Consider the following 16572-nt stretch of genomic DNA (forward strand, 5'->3'; position numbering starts at 1 on the left):
TGCCGGGATTCCCGACCGGCAACTGTCTACACTGCCCAGTGACGCAAACCTGCAGCGCACTGCAGGGCGCATGCATTTGTTAACTTGTGCCGGGTTGCTGGAGAGAACGTGTGCTGACCAAACTGGGCATCAAAAGCCGTGTAATGCTGCTGACCATCGTACCGGCCTGCCTGATGGCGGCGTTGCTGGGCGGCTATTTCACCTGGATGCAGCTGTCGGAGCTGCAGGCCCAGTTGCTCAAGCGCGGTGAGATGATCACCAATGAACTGGCCCCGCTGTCTGCCGCGGCCCTGGCGCACGCCGACAAGCCGATGCTGGAACGGATCGCCGGACAGACGCTGGAGCAGACTGATGTGCGGGCCGTGTCGTTTCTCGATGCCGACCGCAATCTGTTGGCGCACGCTGGGCCGAGCATGATTAATCAGGCCCCCATCGGCAACGCCACGCACCTGCTGCAGCGTTCGGAAAACGACGCCACGCGCTACCTGATGCCGGTCTTCGGGCGCCAGCGCCACCTCACCGGCGAGGTCATCCCGCAGGAAGCCGATCAGCTGCTGGGCTGGGTCGAACTGGAGCTTTCTCACAACGGGACCCTGCTGCGCGGCTATCGCAGCCTGTTCGCCAGCCTGCTGCTGATCGTCACCGGGCTGGTCCTGACCGCCATTCTCGCGCTGCGCATGAGCCGCACCATCAACGGCCCGATCGCCCAGATCAAACACGTGGTCGCCCAATTAAAGGACGGCAACCTCGAAGCGCGCCTGCCGCCCATGGGCAGTCACGAGCTGGACGAACTCGGCTCGGGCATCAACCGCATGGCCGCCACGTTGCAGAACGCCCAGGAAGAATTGCAGCACAGCATCGAACAGGCCACCGAAGACGTGCGCCAGAACCTGGAAACCATCGAGATCCAGAACATCGAGCTGGACCTGGCGCGCAAGGAAGCCCTGGAAGCGAGCCGCATCAAGTCCGAATTCCTGGCCAACATGAGCCATGAAATCCGCACCCCGCTCAACGGCATCCTGGGTTTCACCCATCTGCTGCAAAAAAGCGAACTGACGCCGCGTCAGCACGATTACCTGGGCACCATCGAAAAATCCGCCGACAGCCTGCTGAGCATCATCAACGAGATCCTCGATTTCTCGAAGATCGAGGCCGGCAAGCTGGTGCTCGACACCATTCCGTTCAACCTGCGTGACCTGTTGCAGGACACGCTGACCATCCTCGCCCCCGCCGCCCACGCCAAACAGCTGGAACTGGTGAGCCTGGTCTACCGCGACACGCCGCTGTCATTGGTGGGCGACCCGCTGCGGCTCAAGCAGATCCTGACCAATCTGGTGAGCAACGCCATCAAGTTCACCCGCGAAGGCACCATCGTTGCCCGGGCGATGATCGAAGACGATCAGGATTCCCACGTGCAACTGCGCATCAGCGTGCAGGACACCGGGATCGGCCTGTCGACCCAGGACGTGCGCGCGCTGTTTCAGGCGTTCAGCCAGGCCGACAATTCGCTGTCACGCCAGCCCGGCGGCACCGGCCTGGGGCTGGTGATTTCCAAGCGCCTGATCGAACAGATGGGCGGCGAAATTGGCGTCGAGAGCACGCCGGGGCAAGGTTCGGAATTCTGGATCAGCCTCAGCCTGCCCAAGACCCGCGACGACATCGAAGACCTGCCCGCCCCGCCATTGCTGGGGCGTCGGGTGGCGGTGCTGGAATACCACGACCTTGCGCGCCAGGCGCTGGAGCACCAGTTGGAGGACTGCGGCTTGCAGCCGATGGTGTTCAACAACCTGGAGAACCTGATCAACGGGGTGACGGTGGTGCACCAGACCCCGCACGCCATCGACATGGCCGTGCTTGGCGTTACCGCGCACGAATTGCCCCCCGAACGGCTACGCCAGCAGATCTGGGACCTGGAAAACCTCGACTGCAAAGTGCTGGTGCTGTGCCCGACCACTGAACAGTCGCTGTATCAGTTGTCGGTGCCCGACGCTTACAGCCAGTTGCAGGCCAAACCGGCGTGCACCCGCAAATTGCGGCGTGCCCTGGCGGAGTTGATCGCGCCCAAGCAGCAACGCAACGAAGTGGCCGAACCGCTGAACAGTCGCCCGCCGCGCCTGCTCTGTGTGGACGACAACCCGGCCAACCTGTTGCTGGTGCAAACCCTGCTGGAAGACATGGGGGCCAAGGTGATGGCGGTCGACAACGGTTATGCCGCCGTGCAGGCGGTGCAGGACGAGGCGTTCGATCTGGTGCTGATGGACGTGCAGATGCCGGGCATGGACGGGCGACAGGCCACCGAAGTGATTCGCGCGTGGGAAGCCGAGCGGCACAGCACGTCACTGCCCATCGTGGCGCTGACGGCCCACGCCATGGCCAACGAAAAACGCGCCCTGTTGCAAAGCGGTATGGACGACTACCTGACCAAACCCATCAGCGAACGGCAACTGGCGCAGGTGGTGCTCAAGTGGACCGGACTGGCGCTGCGCAATCAGGTGCCGGAGCGACACCCGGAAATTTCCCACGGCACCGGCAACCTGCAGGTGCTCGATCACGATGAAGGCTTGCGTCTGGCCGCGGGCAAAGCTGATCTGGCCGCTGACATGCTGGCCATGCTGCTGGCCTCGCTGGACACCGACCGTGAAGCGATCCGTGCGGCGCGTGCGCTCAATGACCACATCGCCCTGATCGAACGTGTCCACAGACTGCACGGCGCCACTCGCTATTGCGGGGTCCCGCAGCTGAGGGCGGCCTGTCAGCGCAGCGAGACCCTGCTCAAGCAAGATGCCCCCGAGGTCGACATCGCCCTGGATGAACTGGACAAAGCCATCATCCGCGTGGCGATGGAAGCGCGGGTGCATGCTTAGAGGGGAAATGCTCTGTAGGCGCCAACGTGTTGGCGAAGCAGGCACCTCCGTCGGCCTGACACACCGCTTTCGCGAACACGTTCACGCCTACAGGATTCACGCAAGCATCCCCTGTAGGAGCGCGCTTGCCCGCGATTGCGGTGTGCCTGTGACGGATGTGTTATCTGACACACCGCTTTCGCGAACAAGTTCGCTCCTACAGAGAAACCGCGGTGGCGCGGACAAGCGCCGCGATCACATTAAGGATGACTCATGCGCACACTGATCTTCAGCAGCCAGACCTACGACCAGGACAGTTTTCTTGCCGCGCGGATTCCGGAGGCGGTCGACCTGCATTTCCAGCCCGCGCGCCTGACGCTGGACACGGTGGCGCTGGCGGACGGGTTCGAGGTGGTCTGCGCGTTCATCAACGATGACCTTGGCGCGCCGGTGCTCGAACGCCTGGCTGCCGGGGGCACGCGGCTGATTGCCCTGCGCTCGGCGGGTTTCAACCACGTGAATCTCGCCACCGCCCAGCGCCTGGGCCTGACCGTGGTGCGCGTACCCGCCTACTCGCCCCACGCGGTGGCCGAACACGCGGTGGCGTTGATTCTGTCCCTCAACCGGCACCTGCACCGCGCCTGTAACCGCACCCGCGACGGCGATTTCAGCCTGCACGGCCTGACCGGTTTCGACCTGTTCGGCAAAACCGTGGGCGTGGTCGGCACCGGGCAGATCGGCGCGACGTTCGCCACCATCATGGCCGGTTTCGGTTGCAAGCTGCTGGCGTACGACCCCTTCCCCAATCCGGCGGTCGAAGCCCTGGGCGCGCGTTATCTGCCGCTGGACGAGCTGCTGACCGAAGCGCAAATCATCAGCCTGCACTGCCCGCTCAATGACCAGACCCGGCACCTGATCAACTTCAAGTCGCTGAACCACATGCAACGGGGCGCGATGCTGATCAACACCGGACGCGGCGCGCTGGTGGACACGCCGGCGCTGATCGAAGCGCTGAAAAGCGGGCAACTGGGTTATCTGGGGCTGGACGTGTACGAGGAAGAGGCCAAGCTGTTTTTCGAGGACCGCTCCGACCTGCCGCTGCAGGACGATGTGCTGGCGCGGTTGCTGACCTTTCCCAACGTGGTGATCACCGCGCACCAGGCGTTTCTGACCCGCGAGGCGCTGGGCGCGATTGCCCAGACCACGCTGGATAACATCACCGCGTGGGCGGCCGGCAGCCCGCAGAATCTGGTTTGACGTACTCAACACTGTAGGAGCGCGCTTGCCCGCGATGAGGCCGGTACATTCAATGCACCTCCGGCGCTTGGCGCTCAGCCTTCGCGGGCAAGCGCGCTCCTACCGTTTGATCGCGGTGTGTCAGGGTCAGCCGCCTCTAAAGTGTTAGCATGCGCGCCTATTTGGAGACCCCTATGGCCGAACACGATTTTCGCTACAGCATGCTCACCCCGCAACACACCCTGATCGAGTGCCGCAGCCTGGCCGTCGGTCGCTATCAAGTGACCGGCAACGGCGGTTCGATCAAGCCCGATGACGTGCTGCTGGTCACCGTCAAGGGCAGCAAGACCCTGCACATGCGCCTGAACGTTGAAAAAGTCCGGCACCTGATCAACCCGCCCGGCCAATGGGTCGCGGTGGCCAACGGTCCGGCGTTCACGGAACTGGCGATTCACACCTGGAAGGTCAACTGCAACGCTTGCGGTAAAACCCAGGACGTCGAGTTCATGGCAGAAGGCAAGGACGGCCAGAAGGCCCTCAAGCCCGCCGCCGAAGCCCGGATTGCCGAGCTTGGCTGGAAAGTCGATGGCGAGCAGCACCTGTGCCCGGCGTGCGTGAAAAAAGCGGCTTGATGACGGCAAGGCGCTGATCGTTCCCACGCTCTGCGTGGGAATGCCTATCGGGGACGCTCCGCGTCCTTTGACGCGGAGCGTCAGGGCTGCATGCCCACGCAGAGCGTGGGCACGATCAAAACGCTAGGTCAGCCGTTGCCCTTGAGCTCGGCCACCTTCTGCGCCACACCGGCGGCAGTCTGCTCGCCCATCAGCGTTTCACGCACCTTGCCCTTGTCGTCGATGATGTAAGTCACCGGCAGCGCTTCGCTCTTGGGCAGGTCGTATTGTTCGGCCGGGTCCTGGGCCAGGACGGTGAACTGGATGCCCAGTGCCTGGGTGGCCGCTTTCAGGTCATTGCCCTGCAGGCCGTCGAAATTGACCCCGAACACGCTGACCTGCTGGTCCTTCATCTGCTGCGAAAGCGAGTTCAGCTCCGGGATTTCAGTGCGACACGGGCCACACCATTCGGCCCAGTAGTTCACCACGAGCCAGTGCTTGTCGACGCGTTCGCTGGCGACTTTGTTGCCGTCCTGATCGGTGCCCAGGTCCACGCCACAGCCACCGAGCAGCACGCTGCCGATCAGGACCATCGCTGCCGCCAACCGCCTTGTCATGATCTGCCTCTCTGTTCTGAAGTTACCGTCGATGCCAGCCCTTCACGCCACGGGTTGGCCTTTCTCGTCACGACTGTAGAATAGCCGCCACCCGACGCTGGAGGCGACCTGCAAATGACCGATCTGACGCTTTATCACAACCCGCGCTGCACCAAATCCCGCGGCGCGCTGGAACTGCTTGAAGCCCGCGGCCTGGCCCCGACCATCATCCGCTACCTCGACACCCCGCCTGACGCCGCGCAATTGCGCGACCTGCTGAGCAAGCTCGGCTTCGGCGCGCGTCAACTGCTGCGCACCGGCGAAGACGAATACAAAACCCTGAACCTGGCCGACCCGAGCCTGAGCGATGAGCAACTGATCGCGGCCATGGCGGCCCATCCAAAACTGATCGAACGGCCGATCCTGGTCGTCGGCGACAAAGCGGTCATTGGCCGTCCACCGGAAAACATCCAGGAGATCCTGCCGTGAGCGCGCCGTACATTCTGGTTCTGTTTTACAGCCGCAACGGCTCCACCAGCGAAATGGCGCGGCAGATTGCCCGTGGCATCGAGATGGGCGGCATGGAAGCGCGACTGCGCACCGTCCCCGCCATTTCCGCTGATTGCGAAGCGGTGGCGCCGAGCATTCCGGACAGCGGCGCGCTGTACGCCACCCTCGATGACCTGAAAAACTGCGCCGGCCTGGCCCTCGGCAGCCCGACCCGTTTCGGCAACATGGCCGCGCCCCTCAAATACTTTCTCGACGGCACCAGCAACCTGTGGCTGACCGGCGCGCTGGTGGGCAAACCGGCCAGCGTGTTCACCTCCACCGCCAGCCTGCACGGCGGCCAGGAAACCACGCTGATGTCGATGCTGTTGCCGCTGTTGCACCACGGCATGCTGGTCGCCGGCCTGCCTTACAGCGAAGCGGCGTTGATCGAAACCAGCGGCGGCGGCACGCCCTATGGCGCCAGTCACCACGCCGGTGCCGACGGCAAGCGCCCGCTGGATCAACACGAAACCGCCCTGTGCCGCGCACTCGGCCAGCGTCTGGCGAAAACCGCGCTGTTGCTGGACCCCTCGCGTGGCTAGAACGCCCAAGGCACTGCCGGCGCTGGCATGGCTTGAACCCCGGGTTCGCTGGGGCCGGGTCGCCGCGCTGCTGTGCTTTTTCGGGCTGATCGGCTTACTGACGATCTACTACCTGTGGCTGGCCGACCTGCACGGCGCTCGTCCGTGGGTGATTCTTTCGATTGAACTGGTGCCGCTGCTGCTACTCACACCCGGCATGCTGACGGGCAGCGCCCGCGGGCACTCGTGGACCTGCTTTGTGGTGAATCTGTATTTCATCAAGGGCGCGCTGGCCGCCTACGACCCCCACCGCGCGCTGTTCGGCGTGCTGGAGATGCTGGCCAGCGTCGCGGTGTTTGTCAGCGCATTGTTGTATGTGCGTTGGCGGCATCAGTACACCCGGCAGTTGGCCCACGCCGCTTCCCTGTAGGAGCGCGCTTGCCCGCGATGACGGTGAATCAGTTGCCCCATCCGTCGTCTGACACACTGCAATCGCGGGCAAGCGCGCTCCTACAGGGGGACCGGGTTTCGCCAGTAAAGACGTGCACACATTTTTTGGAGAGGGCATGCAAGACTACAAATGGCTCAATGAATACTGCCTCAACCGCTTTGGTTCCGCCGCCGCCCTCGAGGCGCATCTGCCGACCCCCGCCACGCCGAAAAAACTCAAGGCCATCAGCATCGACCGCTACCTGTCGACCATGGCCCTGCGGGTTTTTCGGGCCGGGCTCAAGCACAGCCTGGTGGATTCCAAATGGCCGGCCTTCGAAGAAGTGTTCTACCGTTTCGACCCGGAAAAAGTCGTGCTCATGGGCGCTGACCACCTGGAACGCCTGATGCAGGACAAGCGCATCATCCGCCACCTGGGCAAGCTCAAGAGCGTGCCGCGCAACGCGCAGATGATCCTCGACATCGAAGAATCCCAGGGCAGTTTTGCCGCGTTCATCGCCGACTGGCCCGTGACCGACATCGTCGGCCTGTGGCGTTACCTGGCCAAACACGGCAACCAGATGGGCGGTCTGTCGTCGCCGCGCTTTCTGCGCATGGTCGGCAAGGACACCTTCATCCCGACGTGGGATGTGGTCGCGGCGCTCAACGCGCAGAACATCGTCGACCGCGTGCCCACCAGCCAGCGCGACCAAGCCATCGTGCAGGACGTGTTCAACCAGTGGCACGAACAAAGCGGCCGCCCGTTGTGCCAGTTGTCCGCCATGCTCGCGTACACCGTGAATCACTGATCTTTTTCGGCTCGCCGTGGAGGCCGCGCGTGAAACCGTGGGCGGTCGTATACAATATTCGCCATTCCACCCACTGCCCGAGCAACCCGCGTGCCCTTTCAGATCACTGACGCTCCAAACCTTGGCGTTGCGCCCTCCGCGTCCGAGGTGATTGCCAAGCACCTGCGTGACGCGATCATCTCCGGCCAGTTCGCCGAAGACGAGCCCATCCGCCAGGACGACATCGCCCGGGTGTTCAACGTCAGCAAAATCCCGGTGCGCGAAGCCCTCAAGCGCCTTGAAGCTGAAGGCCTGGTGCAGTTCCAGCGCAACAAGGGCGCCGTGGTCACGCGGATTTCCGAGCCCGAGCTGGCGCAGATCTTCGAAGTGCGGGTGCTGCTGGAAACCCAGGCCATCCGCCTGGCGGTGCCGAAGATGACCCCCGCCCACCTTGCCCGCGCCAGCGCCATCTGCGACGAGTTCATCGGCGACGACGACATCGGGCGCTGGGCCGAGCTGAACTGGGCCTTCCACACCTGTCTCTACGAAGCGGCGGAACGGCCCTTTCTGCTGAACATGATTCGCTCCATCCACGACAAGGTCGAACGCTACCTGCGGGTGCAAATGAGCTTTGACGAAGGCAAGGAGCGCGCGGACCTGGAGCACCGGGACATCCTGCGCGCCTGTGCCGATCGAGACGTGGACAAAGCCGCCGAACTGATCGAGCACCACATCATCGGTGTGTGCCGAACGCTCTACGCGCACCTGCCCGACGCGTCCATCAGCGAAGTGTGACCGGCGAAGGGCTGTGCTGATTTCGTCATCGGGCTGGGGGAAATCGGTCAAGACCTCGCCCGCGATACTCGCCACCCTGTGAACTGTCCTACAGCTCAGGTGACCCATGAAACGCATCCGCATTCTTGATTCCCACACCGGCGGCGAGCCCACACGACTGGTGCTCGACGGGTTTCCTGACCTGGGCCGCGGCTCCATGGCCGAACGCAAGCAGGTCCTGGCTGATCAGTTTGACGCCTGGCGCGCCACCACCGTGCTGGAACCGCGTGGCAGTGACGTGCTGGTGGGCGCGTTGCTCTGCGAACCGGTGGACCCCGAAGCGGCTGCCGGCGTGATCTTCTTCAACAACAGCGGCTATCTGGGCATGTGCGGCCACGGAACGATCGGCCTGATCGTGTCGCTGGCGCACCTGGGCAAGATCGGCGCCGGCGTGCACCGCATCGAAACCCCGGTGGGCACGGTTGAAGCGCTGCTGCACGAGGACGGGTCGGTCAGCGTGCAGAACGTGGCGTCTTATCGCTACCGCAAACACTTCGCCGTGGACGTGCCGGGTATCGGCAGCGTCAGCGGCGACATCGCCTGGGGCGGCAACTGGTTTTTCCTGATTTCCGATCACGGCCTGCGGGTCAGCAACGATAACCTGGACGCGCTCACCGACTACACCTGGGCCGTGCGCCAGGCCCTGGAAAACCAGGGCATTCGCGGCGAAGACGGCGGCGTGATCGACCACATCGAGCTGTTCGCCGACGACGATCAGGCCGACAGCCGCAACTTCGTGCTGTGCCCCGGCAAGGCCTATGACCGTTCCCCGTGCGGCACCGGCACCAGCGCCAAACTGGCGTGCCTGGCCGCCGACGGCAAGTTGCAACCGGGCGAGATCTGGGATCAGGCCAGCGTCATCGGCAGCCGCTTCGACGGCAGTTTCCAGTGGCTGGGCGGCGAGCGGCAGATCGGTGACCGCATCATCCCGACCATTCGCGGCCGCGCCTACATCAGCGCCGAAGCCACCTTATTACTGGACGCCGACGACCCGTTCGCCTGGGGCATCCGTCCATGATTCAGGGCCATGCCGCTGACGTGATCATCATCGGCGGCGGCATCATCGGTGCAGCCTGCGCGGACGCACTGGCGAGCCGCGGCCTTGAGGTGCTGGTGCTCGATGGCCAGCGCCCGGCCGCGACCGCTGCGGGCATGGGCCACCTGGTGGTGCTGGACGACAACCCGGCTGAACTGGCGCTGGGCGAATACTCGGTGCGGCTGTGGCGCGAGCTCGCCAGCCAGATGCCGGACGACTGCGCCCTGCGCCAAAACGGCACGCTGTGGCTGGCCTGCAACGACGCCGAAATGGCCGAAGCCGAGCGCAAGCAAGCGGTATTGCGCGATCACGGCGTGGCCTGCGAAGTGCTGGGGCCGCAAGCGGTCGCGGCGGCAGAGCCCGCGTTGCGCGCCGGTTTGTCGGGCGGCTTGAGGGTCAGCGGCGACTGCATTCTGTACGCCCCCAACGCCGCGCGCTGGCTGTTGCAGCGTCAGGCCAAGGGCGTGACTCAACGCGTCGCCCATGTGATCGACGTGCAAGGCAATCGCGTGCAACTGGCCGGCGGCGAACGGCTCACGGCCAGCGCCGTGGTCCTGGCCAGCGGCCTCTACGCCCGCGAGCTGTGCCCCGATCTGCCGTTGCAGGCTAAAAAGGGTCATTTGCTGATCACCGAGCGCTACCCGATCCAGATCACCCACACCCTGGTGGAGCTGGGTTACGTCACCAGCGCCCACAACAGCGCCGGTCCTTCGGTGGCGTTCAACGCGCAGCAGCGACCCACCGGGCAGCTGTTCATCGGCTCGTCCCGGCAGTTCGACAATCACGATCCGGCCATCGATGCCGCGATGCTGGGCCGCATGCTGCGCCGGGCGAGCGAATTCCTGCCTGGTCTGGGCGAGATGAACGGCGTACGCAGCTGGACCGGGTTTCGCTCGGCGAGCCCCGACGGCCAGCCGCTGATTGGCGAACACCCGTTGCAGCCCGGTTTGTGGCTGGCGGTGGGCCACGAAGGCCTGGGCGTCACCACCGCCACCGGCACCGCGCAACTGCTGGCGGCGCAACTGTTGCGCACCCCGCTGCCGCTGGACGTCACGCCGTTTCTGCCGGAACGCTTCATTGGAGCCCGCGCCCATGCCTGAGTTGAGTATCGACGGCCAACCGTTGCGCGTGGCCGAGGGCACCACCGTCGCTGCCGCCTTGATGTCGGTCGGCGATCAGTGCAGCCGCACCTCGATCAGCGGCCAGCGTCGCGCGCCGTTGTGCGGCATGGGCATCTGCCAGGAATGCCGGGTGAACATCAATGGCGTGCGCCGCCTGGCCTGTCAGACCCTGTGCCGCGAAGGCATGCGCGTGGAGACCCGCCCATGACCCGCCATGTTGAATTGCTGATCATCGGCGCCGGGCCTGCGGGCATGGCGGCGGCACTGGCGGCAGCGCCCAGCGGAATCTCCATCGCGGTGCTGGACGACAACCCGCTGCCGGGCGGGCAAATCTGGCGCGACGGGCCCAAGGCGCACTTGCCGCCCCAAGCCCGGAACATGCGCACGCGCCTTGCCGACCACAGCAATATTGAGCTGCACAGCGGCACCAAAGTGGTGGCGCTGGCCGGTGCCAAAAAGCTGTTGCTGGAAGACGCCGAGCGCGGTTGGCTGCTGAGTTACGACACGCTGATTTTCTGCACCGGGGCGCGGGAGCTGCTGCTGCCCTTCCCCGGCTGGACCCTGCCAGGCGTGACCGGCGCAGGCGGTTTGCAGGCGCTGATCAAGGGCGGATTGTCGGTGGACGGTGAACGCGTGGTGGTCGCCGGCACCGGTCCGCTGCTACTGGCCAGCGCCGCGACGGCCAGCGCCAACGGTGCGAAGGTTCAGCGCATCGCCGAGCAAGCGTCGCTGGGGGCTGTCAGCGGTTTCGCCAGTGGTTTGTGGGCGTGGCCGAACAAGGCGATTCAGGCGGTAGGACTGGCGAGTGCGCAGTATCGGACCTCAGCCTGGGTGGTGGAGGCCTTGGGCACGGATCGGCTGGAAGCGGTGCGCGTGCAAGTGGGCTCGCGGGTGGAAGAGATTGCCTGCGAGCGGCTGGCCTGCGGCTTCAGCCTGGTGCCCAATGTGGAAATCGCTCAGGCCCTGGGCTGTGGCATCACGGATCGCGCGATCACGGTGGATGAATGGCAGGCCAGCAGCGTCAACGATCACTATGCGGCGGGCGAATGCACCGGGTTTGGGGGCAGCGAGCTGGCGCTGGTGGAAGGTCGCATCGCGGCTCTCGCCGCAGTGGGCAAGACCGATCAAGCCCGTGCGCTGTGGCCGGAGCGCCAGCACTGGCAGCGCTTTGCCGACCGATTGAACCGCGCGTTTGCCCTGCGCCCGGCCCTTAAGCAACTGGCGCGGCCCGACACGTTGGTCTGTCGCTGTGAGGATGTGCCGCTGTCGTCGCTGATCAGTCACAGCGGGTGGACGAACGCCAAACTCAACACCCGCTGCGGCATGGGCGCGTGTCAGGGGCGCATTTGCTCGACTGCCGCTCAGACACTGTTTGGCTGGGAGCCGCCGAGCTTGCGGCCGCCCTTCACCCCGGCGCGCATCTCGACGCTGATGTGCCTGGATGAAAGCGAGGTCTAACCCCCCCCCGATTGCGCTGCGCCGCCCTGTTGCCCCATGATCGCTTCACCCTTCGTCGTGGCTGACCTGATCGTGAACCTGCTTGATCTGATGCCCTCCTCGCCGCTGCACACCCTCGACCAACTGCTGGCCAGCCTCGCGCCGGTGGCGCCGCTGTTCGACGCCATCCCCGGCGTGGTGTTTTTCATCAAGGACCGCGAGGCCCGCTACGCGCTGGTCAATCAGACCCTGGCCCAGCGTCTGGGCTGCAAGCACAAGCATGAACTGGTGGGCCGGACCGCCGAAGACGTGTTCCCCGCGCGCTTCGGGCCGTTGTACACCGCACAGGACCGCCGGGTGCTGGCCGACGGCAGGCAACTCAGCGATCAGCTGGAATTGCACCTGTATTACGCCAATCAACCGATCTGGTGCCTGACCCACAAACTGGCGTTGCGCAATGACGCCGGGGACGTCATCGGGCTGGCCGGTATCTCCCGGGACCTGCAAACCCTGCAGTCCACCCACCCGGCGTATCACAAGCTGGTCGAGGTGGATGCCTACATCCGCGAGCACTTCGCCCGACCGATCCTGCTGGAAGAACTGACGGCGATTGCCGGCTTGTCCGTTGCGCAACTGGAACGGCACTGCAAGCGGATCTTCCAGCTGACGCCCCGGCAGATGATCCACAAGGCCCGGCTGGGGGAGGCGTCGCGGTTGTTGCTGCAGGATTTGTCGATCACCGAGATCGCACTGCGGTGCGGGTATACCGATCACAGTGCGTTCAGCCGGCAGTTCCGGGCGCTGACCGGGGTGTCGCCGAGTCAGTTTCGGGATTCGCAATCGTAAAATGTTGGAGCGAGGCTTGCCCGCGAACGCGTTGTCCTATCAGCAGATACGAACCTGACACACCCTCTTCGCGGGCAAGCCTCGCTCCAACAAGATTAATTCCAGCGTCCAAGGATCGTGCACCAACGAAGCACGGTTGCTCCTTTATGTAACAGCCCAAAGCCTCAACTTCTCCCGCGACACGCTCCCTTCGCTGCTAAGTGCCTGATCTACACCAAGTCCTTACGCCGACGCCAAAACAGGCACAGTCCATGCAATGAAAATATCGTATACGAAATTACTTATTCGACCGTCCCATCACTTTCATCCCACGAGGCTTCTATGAAAAACCACGCTGTTGCCGTAGCCCTCCTCGCTGTCATGAGTAGCGGCGTTATCAACACCGCCTTGGCCGACAAGCTCGATGACATCATCGACTCCGGCAAGCTGCGTTGCGCCGTGACGCTGGATTTCCCGCCGATGGGTTCGCGGGACGAGAAGAACGTGCCGGTCGGGTTCGACGTGGATTATTGCAACGACCTGGCGAAGGTGTTGGGTGTCACCGCCGAAGTGGTGGAAACGCCGTTTCCAGACCGGATCCCGGCGTTGGTGTCGGGGCGCGCCGACGTGATTGTGGCGTCCACGTCCGACACGCTGGAGCGGGCGAAGACGGTGGCGATGAGCATTCCGTACTTCGCCTTCCAGATGGTAGTGCTGACCCGCGACGACACCAAGATCGCCACCTTCGATGACCTCAAGGGCCGTCCGGTGGGCAACACCAGCGGCACCTTCGAGGCCATCGCCCTGGAAAAAGACGTGAAGAAATGGGGCAGCGGCAGCTTCCGCGCCTACCAGACCCAGAACGACACCATCCTCGCGGTCGCTCAGGGTCATATCGATGCGTCGGTGGTGACCAACACCGTGGCGGCGGCGACGATCAAGTCCGGCAAATACAAAAACCTGAAAATCGCCGGCAACGCGCCGTACACCATCGACTACGTTTCACTGGCGGCCAAGCGCAACGAGTACGGCCTGATCCACTACCTGAACCTGTTCGTGAACCAGCAAGTGCGCTCGGGCCGGTATGCCGAGCTGTACGAGAAGTGGGTCGGCGGCAAGCCGGTGGATCTGACCGTGCCGGGGGTTTATTACTGAGCAGGCAACCTTCTGATCGCTGATCGTTCCCACGCTCTGCGTGGGAATGCAGCGCTGGACGCTCCGCGTCCCACGGCAGATGACGCGGAGCGTCGAGGGCCGCGTTACCACGCGGAGCGTGGGAACGATCAAAGCCGCACCCCAACCACAGGAGCCCAGGATGTCGGAAGTTTCGTTGCACGGTCGCTGTCTGGTGGCAGGCGTGGCGCAAGGTGCGTTGCTGTACGCCGAGGTGGGCCTCAGCTTTTGGGGTGGGGTTGAGCCGTTCACCGGGGAAGTCATCGACCGTCATCACCCGCTCAGCGGGCAGGTCATCACCGACCGGATCCTGGCCATCCCCAGCGGACGCGGCTCGTGCACCGGCAGCAGCGTGTTGCTGGAGCTGATCCTCAACGGCCATGCGCCCGCCGCGCTGGTGTTCGAACGGGTCGAAGACATCCTGACCCTCGGCGTGCTGGTGGCCGAGCAGATGTTTGATCAATCAGTACCGGTGATCAGCCTCGGCGTGGACGGCTTCGCAGCCTTGCGCGGCGTGCCGTTCGTGCGCATCGAGAACGACCGACTCACCTGTTTCGACAGCGCGCCGCCTGCGTTGGCCACAACCCCGCCATCGACGTTCAACGTCATCCATTCCCACGTCACGCTGACCGAAACCGACCAGGCCCTGCTCGATGGCGTTCAGGGGAAGGCCGCGCAAGTGGCCATGGGCATTGTCGTGCGCATGGCCGAGCTGCAAGGCGCGACCGAACTGCTGGACATCACCCAGGCGCACATCGACGGCTGCATCTACACCGGCCCGGCCAGCCTTCGCTTTGCCCGGCAACTGGTGGACTGGGGCGCCAACGTGCGCGTGCCCACCACACTCAATTCTATCTCAGTGGACAAGCGCCGCTGGCGCGAACTCGGGGTCGATCCGGCCCTCGGCGAACCGGCCAGCCAACTGGGCGATGCCTACCTGGAAATGGGCGCGACCGTCAGCTTCACCTGCGCGCCCTACCTGCTGGACAGCGCCCCGGCCTTCGGCGAACAGATCGTCTGGGCCGAATCCAACGCCGTCGTCTACGCCAACAGCGTGATCGGCGCGCGCACCCTGAAATACCCGGATTACCTGGACATCTGCATCGCCCTCACCGGCCGCGCGCCGAAGATCGGCTGTCACCTGACCGATCAACGCCACGCCACATTGCACATCGAGCTGCCGCCCCTGGAGGCGCTGGACGACAGTTTTTACCCCCTGCTCGGTTACCACGTCGGTTTGCTGTGTGGCGCCGAGATCCCGGTGGTCTGCGGCCTGCAACACCGGGCGCCGACGCTGGACGATCTGAAAGCCTTCGGTGCCGCGTTCGCCACAACCTCCGCCGCGCCGATGTTCCATATTGCAGGGGTCACGCCTGAAGCCGACAGCGTCGAACAGGCCATGGGCGGAATTCCGCCAGCCAATATTCTGTGCGTGACGCTGCATGACCTGCTCGGCAGCTGGCGCGAACTCAACAGTGCGCAAAGCCCGGAGGTGCACGCTATCACCCTGGGCAATCCGCATTTTTCCCTCAGCGAATGCGCGACGCTGGCCCGGCTCTGCGACGGCAAACGCAAGCACCCGGACGTCGCCCTCGTCGTTACCTGCGGCCGCGCCACGCTGGAAAACGCCGAGCACGCAGGTTTCGCCGAGGCCCTGAAAACCTTCGGCGTGCAATTTGTGACCGACACCTGCTGGTGCATGCTCGGCGAGCCGGTGATCCCGCCCACCGCGCGCACGTTGATGACCAATTCCGGCAAGTACGCTCATTACGCACCGGGGCTGGTGGGCCGCCGCGTGCATTTCGCAAGCCTGGCCGAATGCGTCGACAGCGCCTGCAGCGGCCAGGCCAGCGGGCGTTTGCCGACTTGGTTGCAGGCTGCCGAACCCGCGGAGGCCGCTGCCCATGTTTGATTACAGCTTCCGTTGGCGCGCGGCGTTCAAAGCCCTGCCGGACATGCTCGACGGCGCGCTGGTGACCTTCGAAACCGCCGCGCTGTCGATGATTCTCGGCGTGCTCATCGCCCTGTGCCTGACCTTCATGCGCCAGAGCGACAACCGCGTGTATCGAGGTTTTGCCGCGACCTGGATCTCCATCGCGCGCAACACGCCGTCGCTGTTCCAGGTGTACATCCTGTATTTCGGCCTGGGCTCGTTCGGGATTCACATCAGTTCGTGGGCGGCGCTGCTGGCCGGCATCACCATCAACAATGCCGGTTACCTGGCCGAGAATTTTCGCGGCGGCCTCAAGGCAGTGCCCGACACCCAACTGCGCGCCGCCCGCTCCCTGGGCATGAGCGCGGCCAAGGCGTACCGGCTGATCGTCATCCCGCAACTGCTGCGCATCGTGTTCTACCCCCTGACCAACCAGATGGTCTGGGCGGTGCTGATGACCTCGATGGGCGTGATCGTCGGCCTCAACAACGACCTGACCGGCGTGACCCAGGACTACAACGTCAAGACCTTCCGCACCTTCGAGTTCTTCGCCATCGCGGCGGTGCTGTATTACCTGATCGCCAAGTTGATCGTGGGCGTCGCGCGCCTGCTGTCCTGGCGCCTGTTCCGGTACTGAGGG

Annotated in this window: 17 protein-coding genes; 16 read left to right on the forward strand and 1 reads right to left on the reverse strand. The window is 64.4% G+C overall.

Features of this window, described 5'->3' with window-relative positions:
* The first annotated feature begins 110 nt into the window (after positions 1-110).
* The 3 genes from ABQX22_RS08840 (at position 111) to ABQX22_RS08850 (ending at position 4711) form a co-directional block, all read left to right on the forward strand.
* Positions 111-2864 (forward strand): response regulator, encoded by a 2754-nt coding sequence (locus ABQX22_RS08840; RefSeq protein ID WP_349798540.1) that lies wholly within the window; start codon positions 111-113, stop codon positions 2862-2864.
* A 252-nt stretch (positions 2865-3116) separates the two neighbouring features.
* Complete coding sequence (locus tag ABQX22_RS08845; RefSeq protein ID WP_349798542.1) at positions 3117-4100, forward strand: 2-hydroxyacid dehydrogenase; 984 nt, start codon at positions 3117-3119, stop codon at positions 4098-4100.
* A gap of 173 nt (positions 4101-4273) precedes the next feature.
* Positions 4274-4711 carry a hypothetical protein gene (locus tag ABQX22_RS08850; protein ID WP_349798543.1) on the forward strand — a complete coding sequence of 146 codons (438 nt, stop codon included), beginning with the start codon at positions 4274-4276 and terminating at the stop codon, positions 4709-4711.
* A 128-nt stretch (positions 4712-4839) separates the two neighbouring features.
* Here the strand turns inward: ABQX22_RS08850 and ABQX22_RS08855 are convergent, their stop codons facing one another.
* Positions 4840-5307, reverse strand: a complete 468-nt coding sequence (locus tag ABQX22_RS08855) for a TlpA family protein disulfide reductase (RefSeq protein ID WP_349798545.1) — start codon at positions 5305-5307, stop codon at positions 4840-4842.
* 114 nt (positions 5308-5421) lie between these two features.
* Here ABQX22_RS08855 and arsC point away from each other — a divergent pair, with 114 nt between their 5' ends.
* From arsC to ABQX22_RS08920, 13 genes are all read left to right on the forward strand, one after another.
* Positions 5422-5775, forward strand: a complete 354-nt coding sequence (arsC, locus tag ABQX22_RS08860; protein WP_349798547.1) for an arsenate reductase (glutaredoxin) — start codon at positions 5422-5424, stop codon at positions 5773-5775.
* Positions 5772-6377 carry an NAD(P)H:quinone oxidoreductase gene (gene wrbA, locus ABQX22_RS08865; RefSeq protein ID WP_349798549.1) on the forward strand — a complete coding sequence of 202 codons (606 nt, stop codon included), beginning with the start codon at positions 5772-5774 and terminating at the stop codon, positions 6375-6377. The genes arsC and wrbA overlap by 4 nt, the downstream gene beginning before the upstream one ends.
* The gene (locus ABQX22_RS08870; protein WP_349798551.1) at positions 6370-6786 is read left to right on the forward strand and encodes a DUF2069 domain-containing protein; all 417 of its coding nucleotides are present in this window, start codon (positions 6370-6372) and stop codon (positions 6784-6786) included. The genes wrbA and ABQX22_RS08870 overlap by 8 nt, the downstream gene beginning before the upstream one ends.
* Before the next feature lie 136 nt (positions 6787-6922).
* Complete coding sequence (locus tag ABQX22_RS08875) at positions 6923-7594, forward strand: DNA-3-methyladenine glycosylase I (protein WP_349798553.1); 672 nt, start codon at positions 6923-6925, stop codon at positions 7592-7594.
* A 90-nt stretch (positions 7595-7684) separates the two neighbouring features.
* Entirely contained in the window at positions 7685-8368 is a 684-nt protein-coding gene (locus tag ABQX22_RS08880; protein WP_349798555.1) for a GntR family transcriptional regulator, read from the forward strand.
* Between the two features lie 106 nt (positions 8369-8474).
* Complete coding sequence (locus ABQX22_RS08885; protein ID WP_349798557.1) at positions 8475-9425, forward strand: 4-hydroxyproline epimerase; 951 nt, start codon at positions 8475-8477, stop codon at positions 9423-9425.
* On the forward strand, positions 9422-10543 hold the full coding sequence (locus ABQX22_RS08890; RefSeq protein WP_349798559.1) for an NAD(P)/FAD-dependent oxidoreductase: 1122 nt from the start codon (positions 9422-9424) through the stop codon (positions 10541-10543). Before ABQX22_RS08885 ends, ABQX22_RS08890 begins: the two co-directional genes overlap by 4 nt.
* Complete coding sequence (locus ABQX22_RS08895; protein WP_349798561.1) at positions 10536-10772, forward strand: (2Fe-2S)-binding protein; 237 nt, start codon at positions 10536-10538, stop codon at positions 10770-10772. Before ABQX22_RS08890 ends, ABQX22_RS08895 begins: the two co-directional genes overlap by 8 nt.
* The gene (locus ABQX22_RS08900; RefSeq protein ID WP_349798563.1) at positions 10769-12022 is read left to right on the forward strand and encodes an FAD/NAD(P)-binding oxidoreductase; all 1254 of its coding nucleotides are present in this window, start codon (positions 10769-10771) and stop codon (positions 12020-12022) included. Before ABQX22_RS08895 ends, ABQX22_RS08900 begins: the two co-directional genes overlap by 4 nt.
* A 36-nt stretch (positions 12023-12058) precedes the next feature.
* On the forward strand, positions 12059-12847 hold the full coding sequence (locus tag ABQX22_RS08905; protein WP_349798565.1) for an AraC family transcriptional regulator: 789 nt from the start codon (positions 12059-12061) through the stop codon (positions 12845-12847).
* Between the two features lie 321 nt (positions 12848-13168).
* Complete coding sequence (locus ABQX22_RS08910; protein WP_349798567.1) at positions 13169-13981, forward strand: ABC transporter substrate-binding protein; 813 nt, start codon at positions 13169-13171, stop codon at positions 13979-13981.
* Positions 13982-14141: 160 nt separating this feature from the next.
* A complete protein-coding gene (gene lhpI, locus ABQX22_RS08915) occupies positions 14142-15911 on the forward strand; it encodes a cis-3-hydroxy-L-proline dehydratase (protein ID WP_349798569.1) in 1770 nt (589 codons plus the stop codon).
* A complete protein-coding gene (locus ABQX22_RS08920; protein WP_349798571.1) occupies positions 15904-16569 on the forward strand; it encodes an amino acid ABC transporter permease in 666 nt (221 codons plus the stop codon). The genes lhpI and ABQX22_RS08920 overlap by 8 nt, the downstream gene beginning before the upstream one ends.
* The last annotated feature ends 3 nt before the right edge of the window (positions 16570-16572 follow it).

The sequence above is a fragment of the Xanthomonas sp. WHRI 1810A genome (genome assembly GCF_040202885.1).
GTDB lineage: Bacteria > Pseudomonadota > Gammaproteobacteria > Pseudomonadales > Pseudomonadaceae > Aquipseudomonas.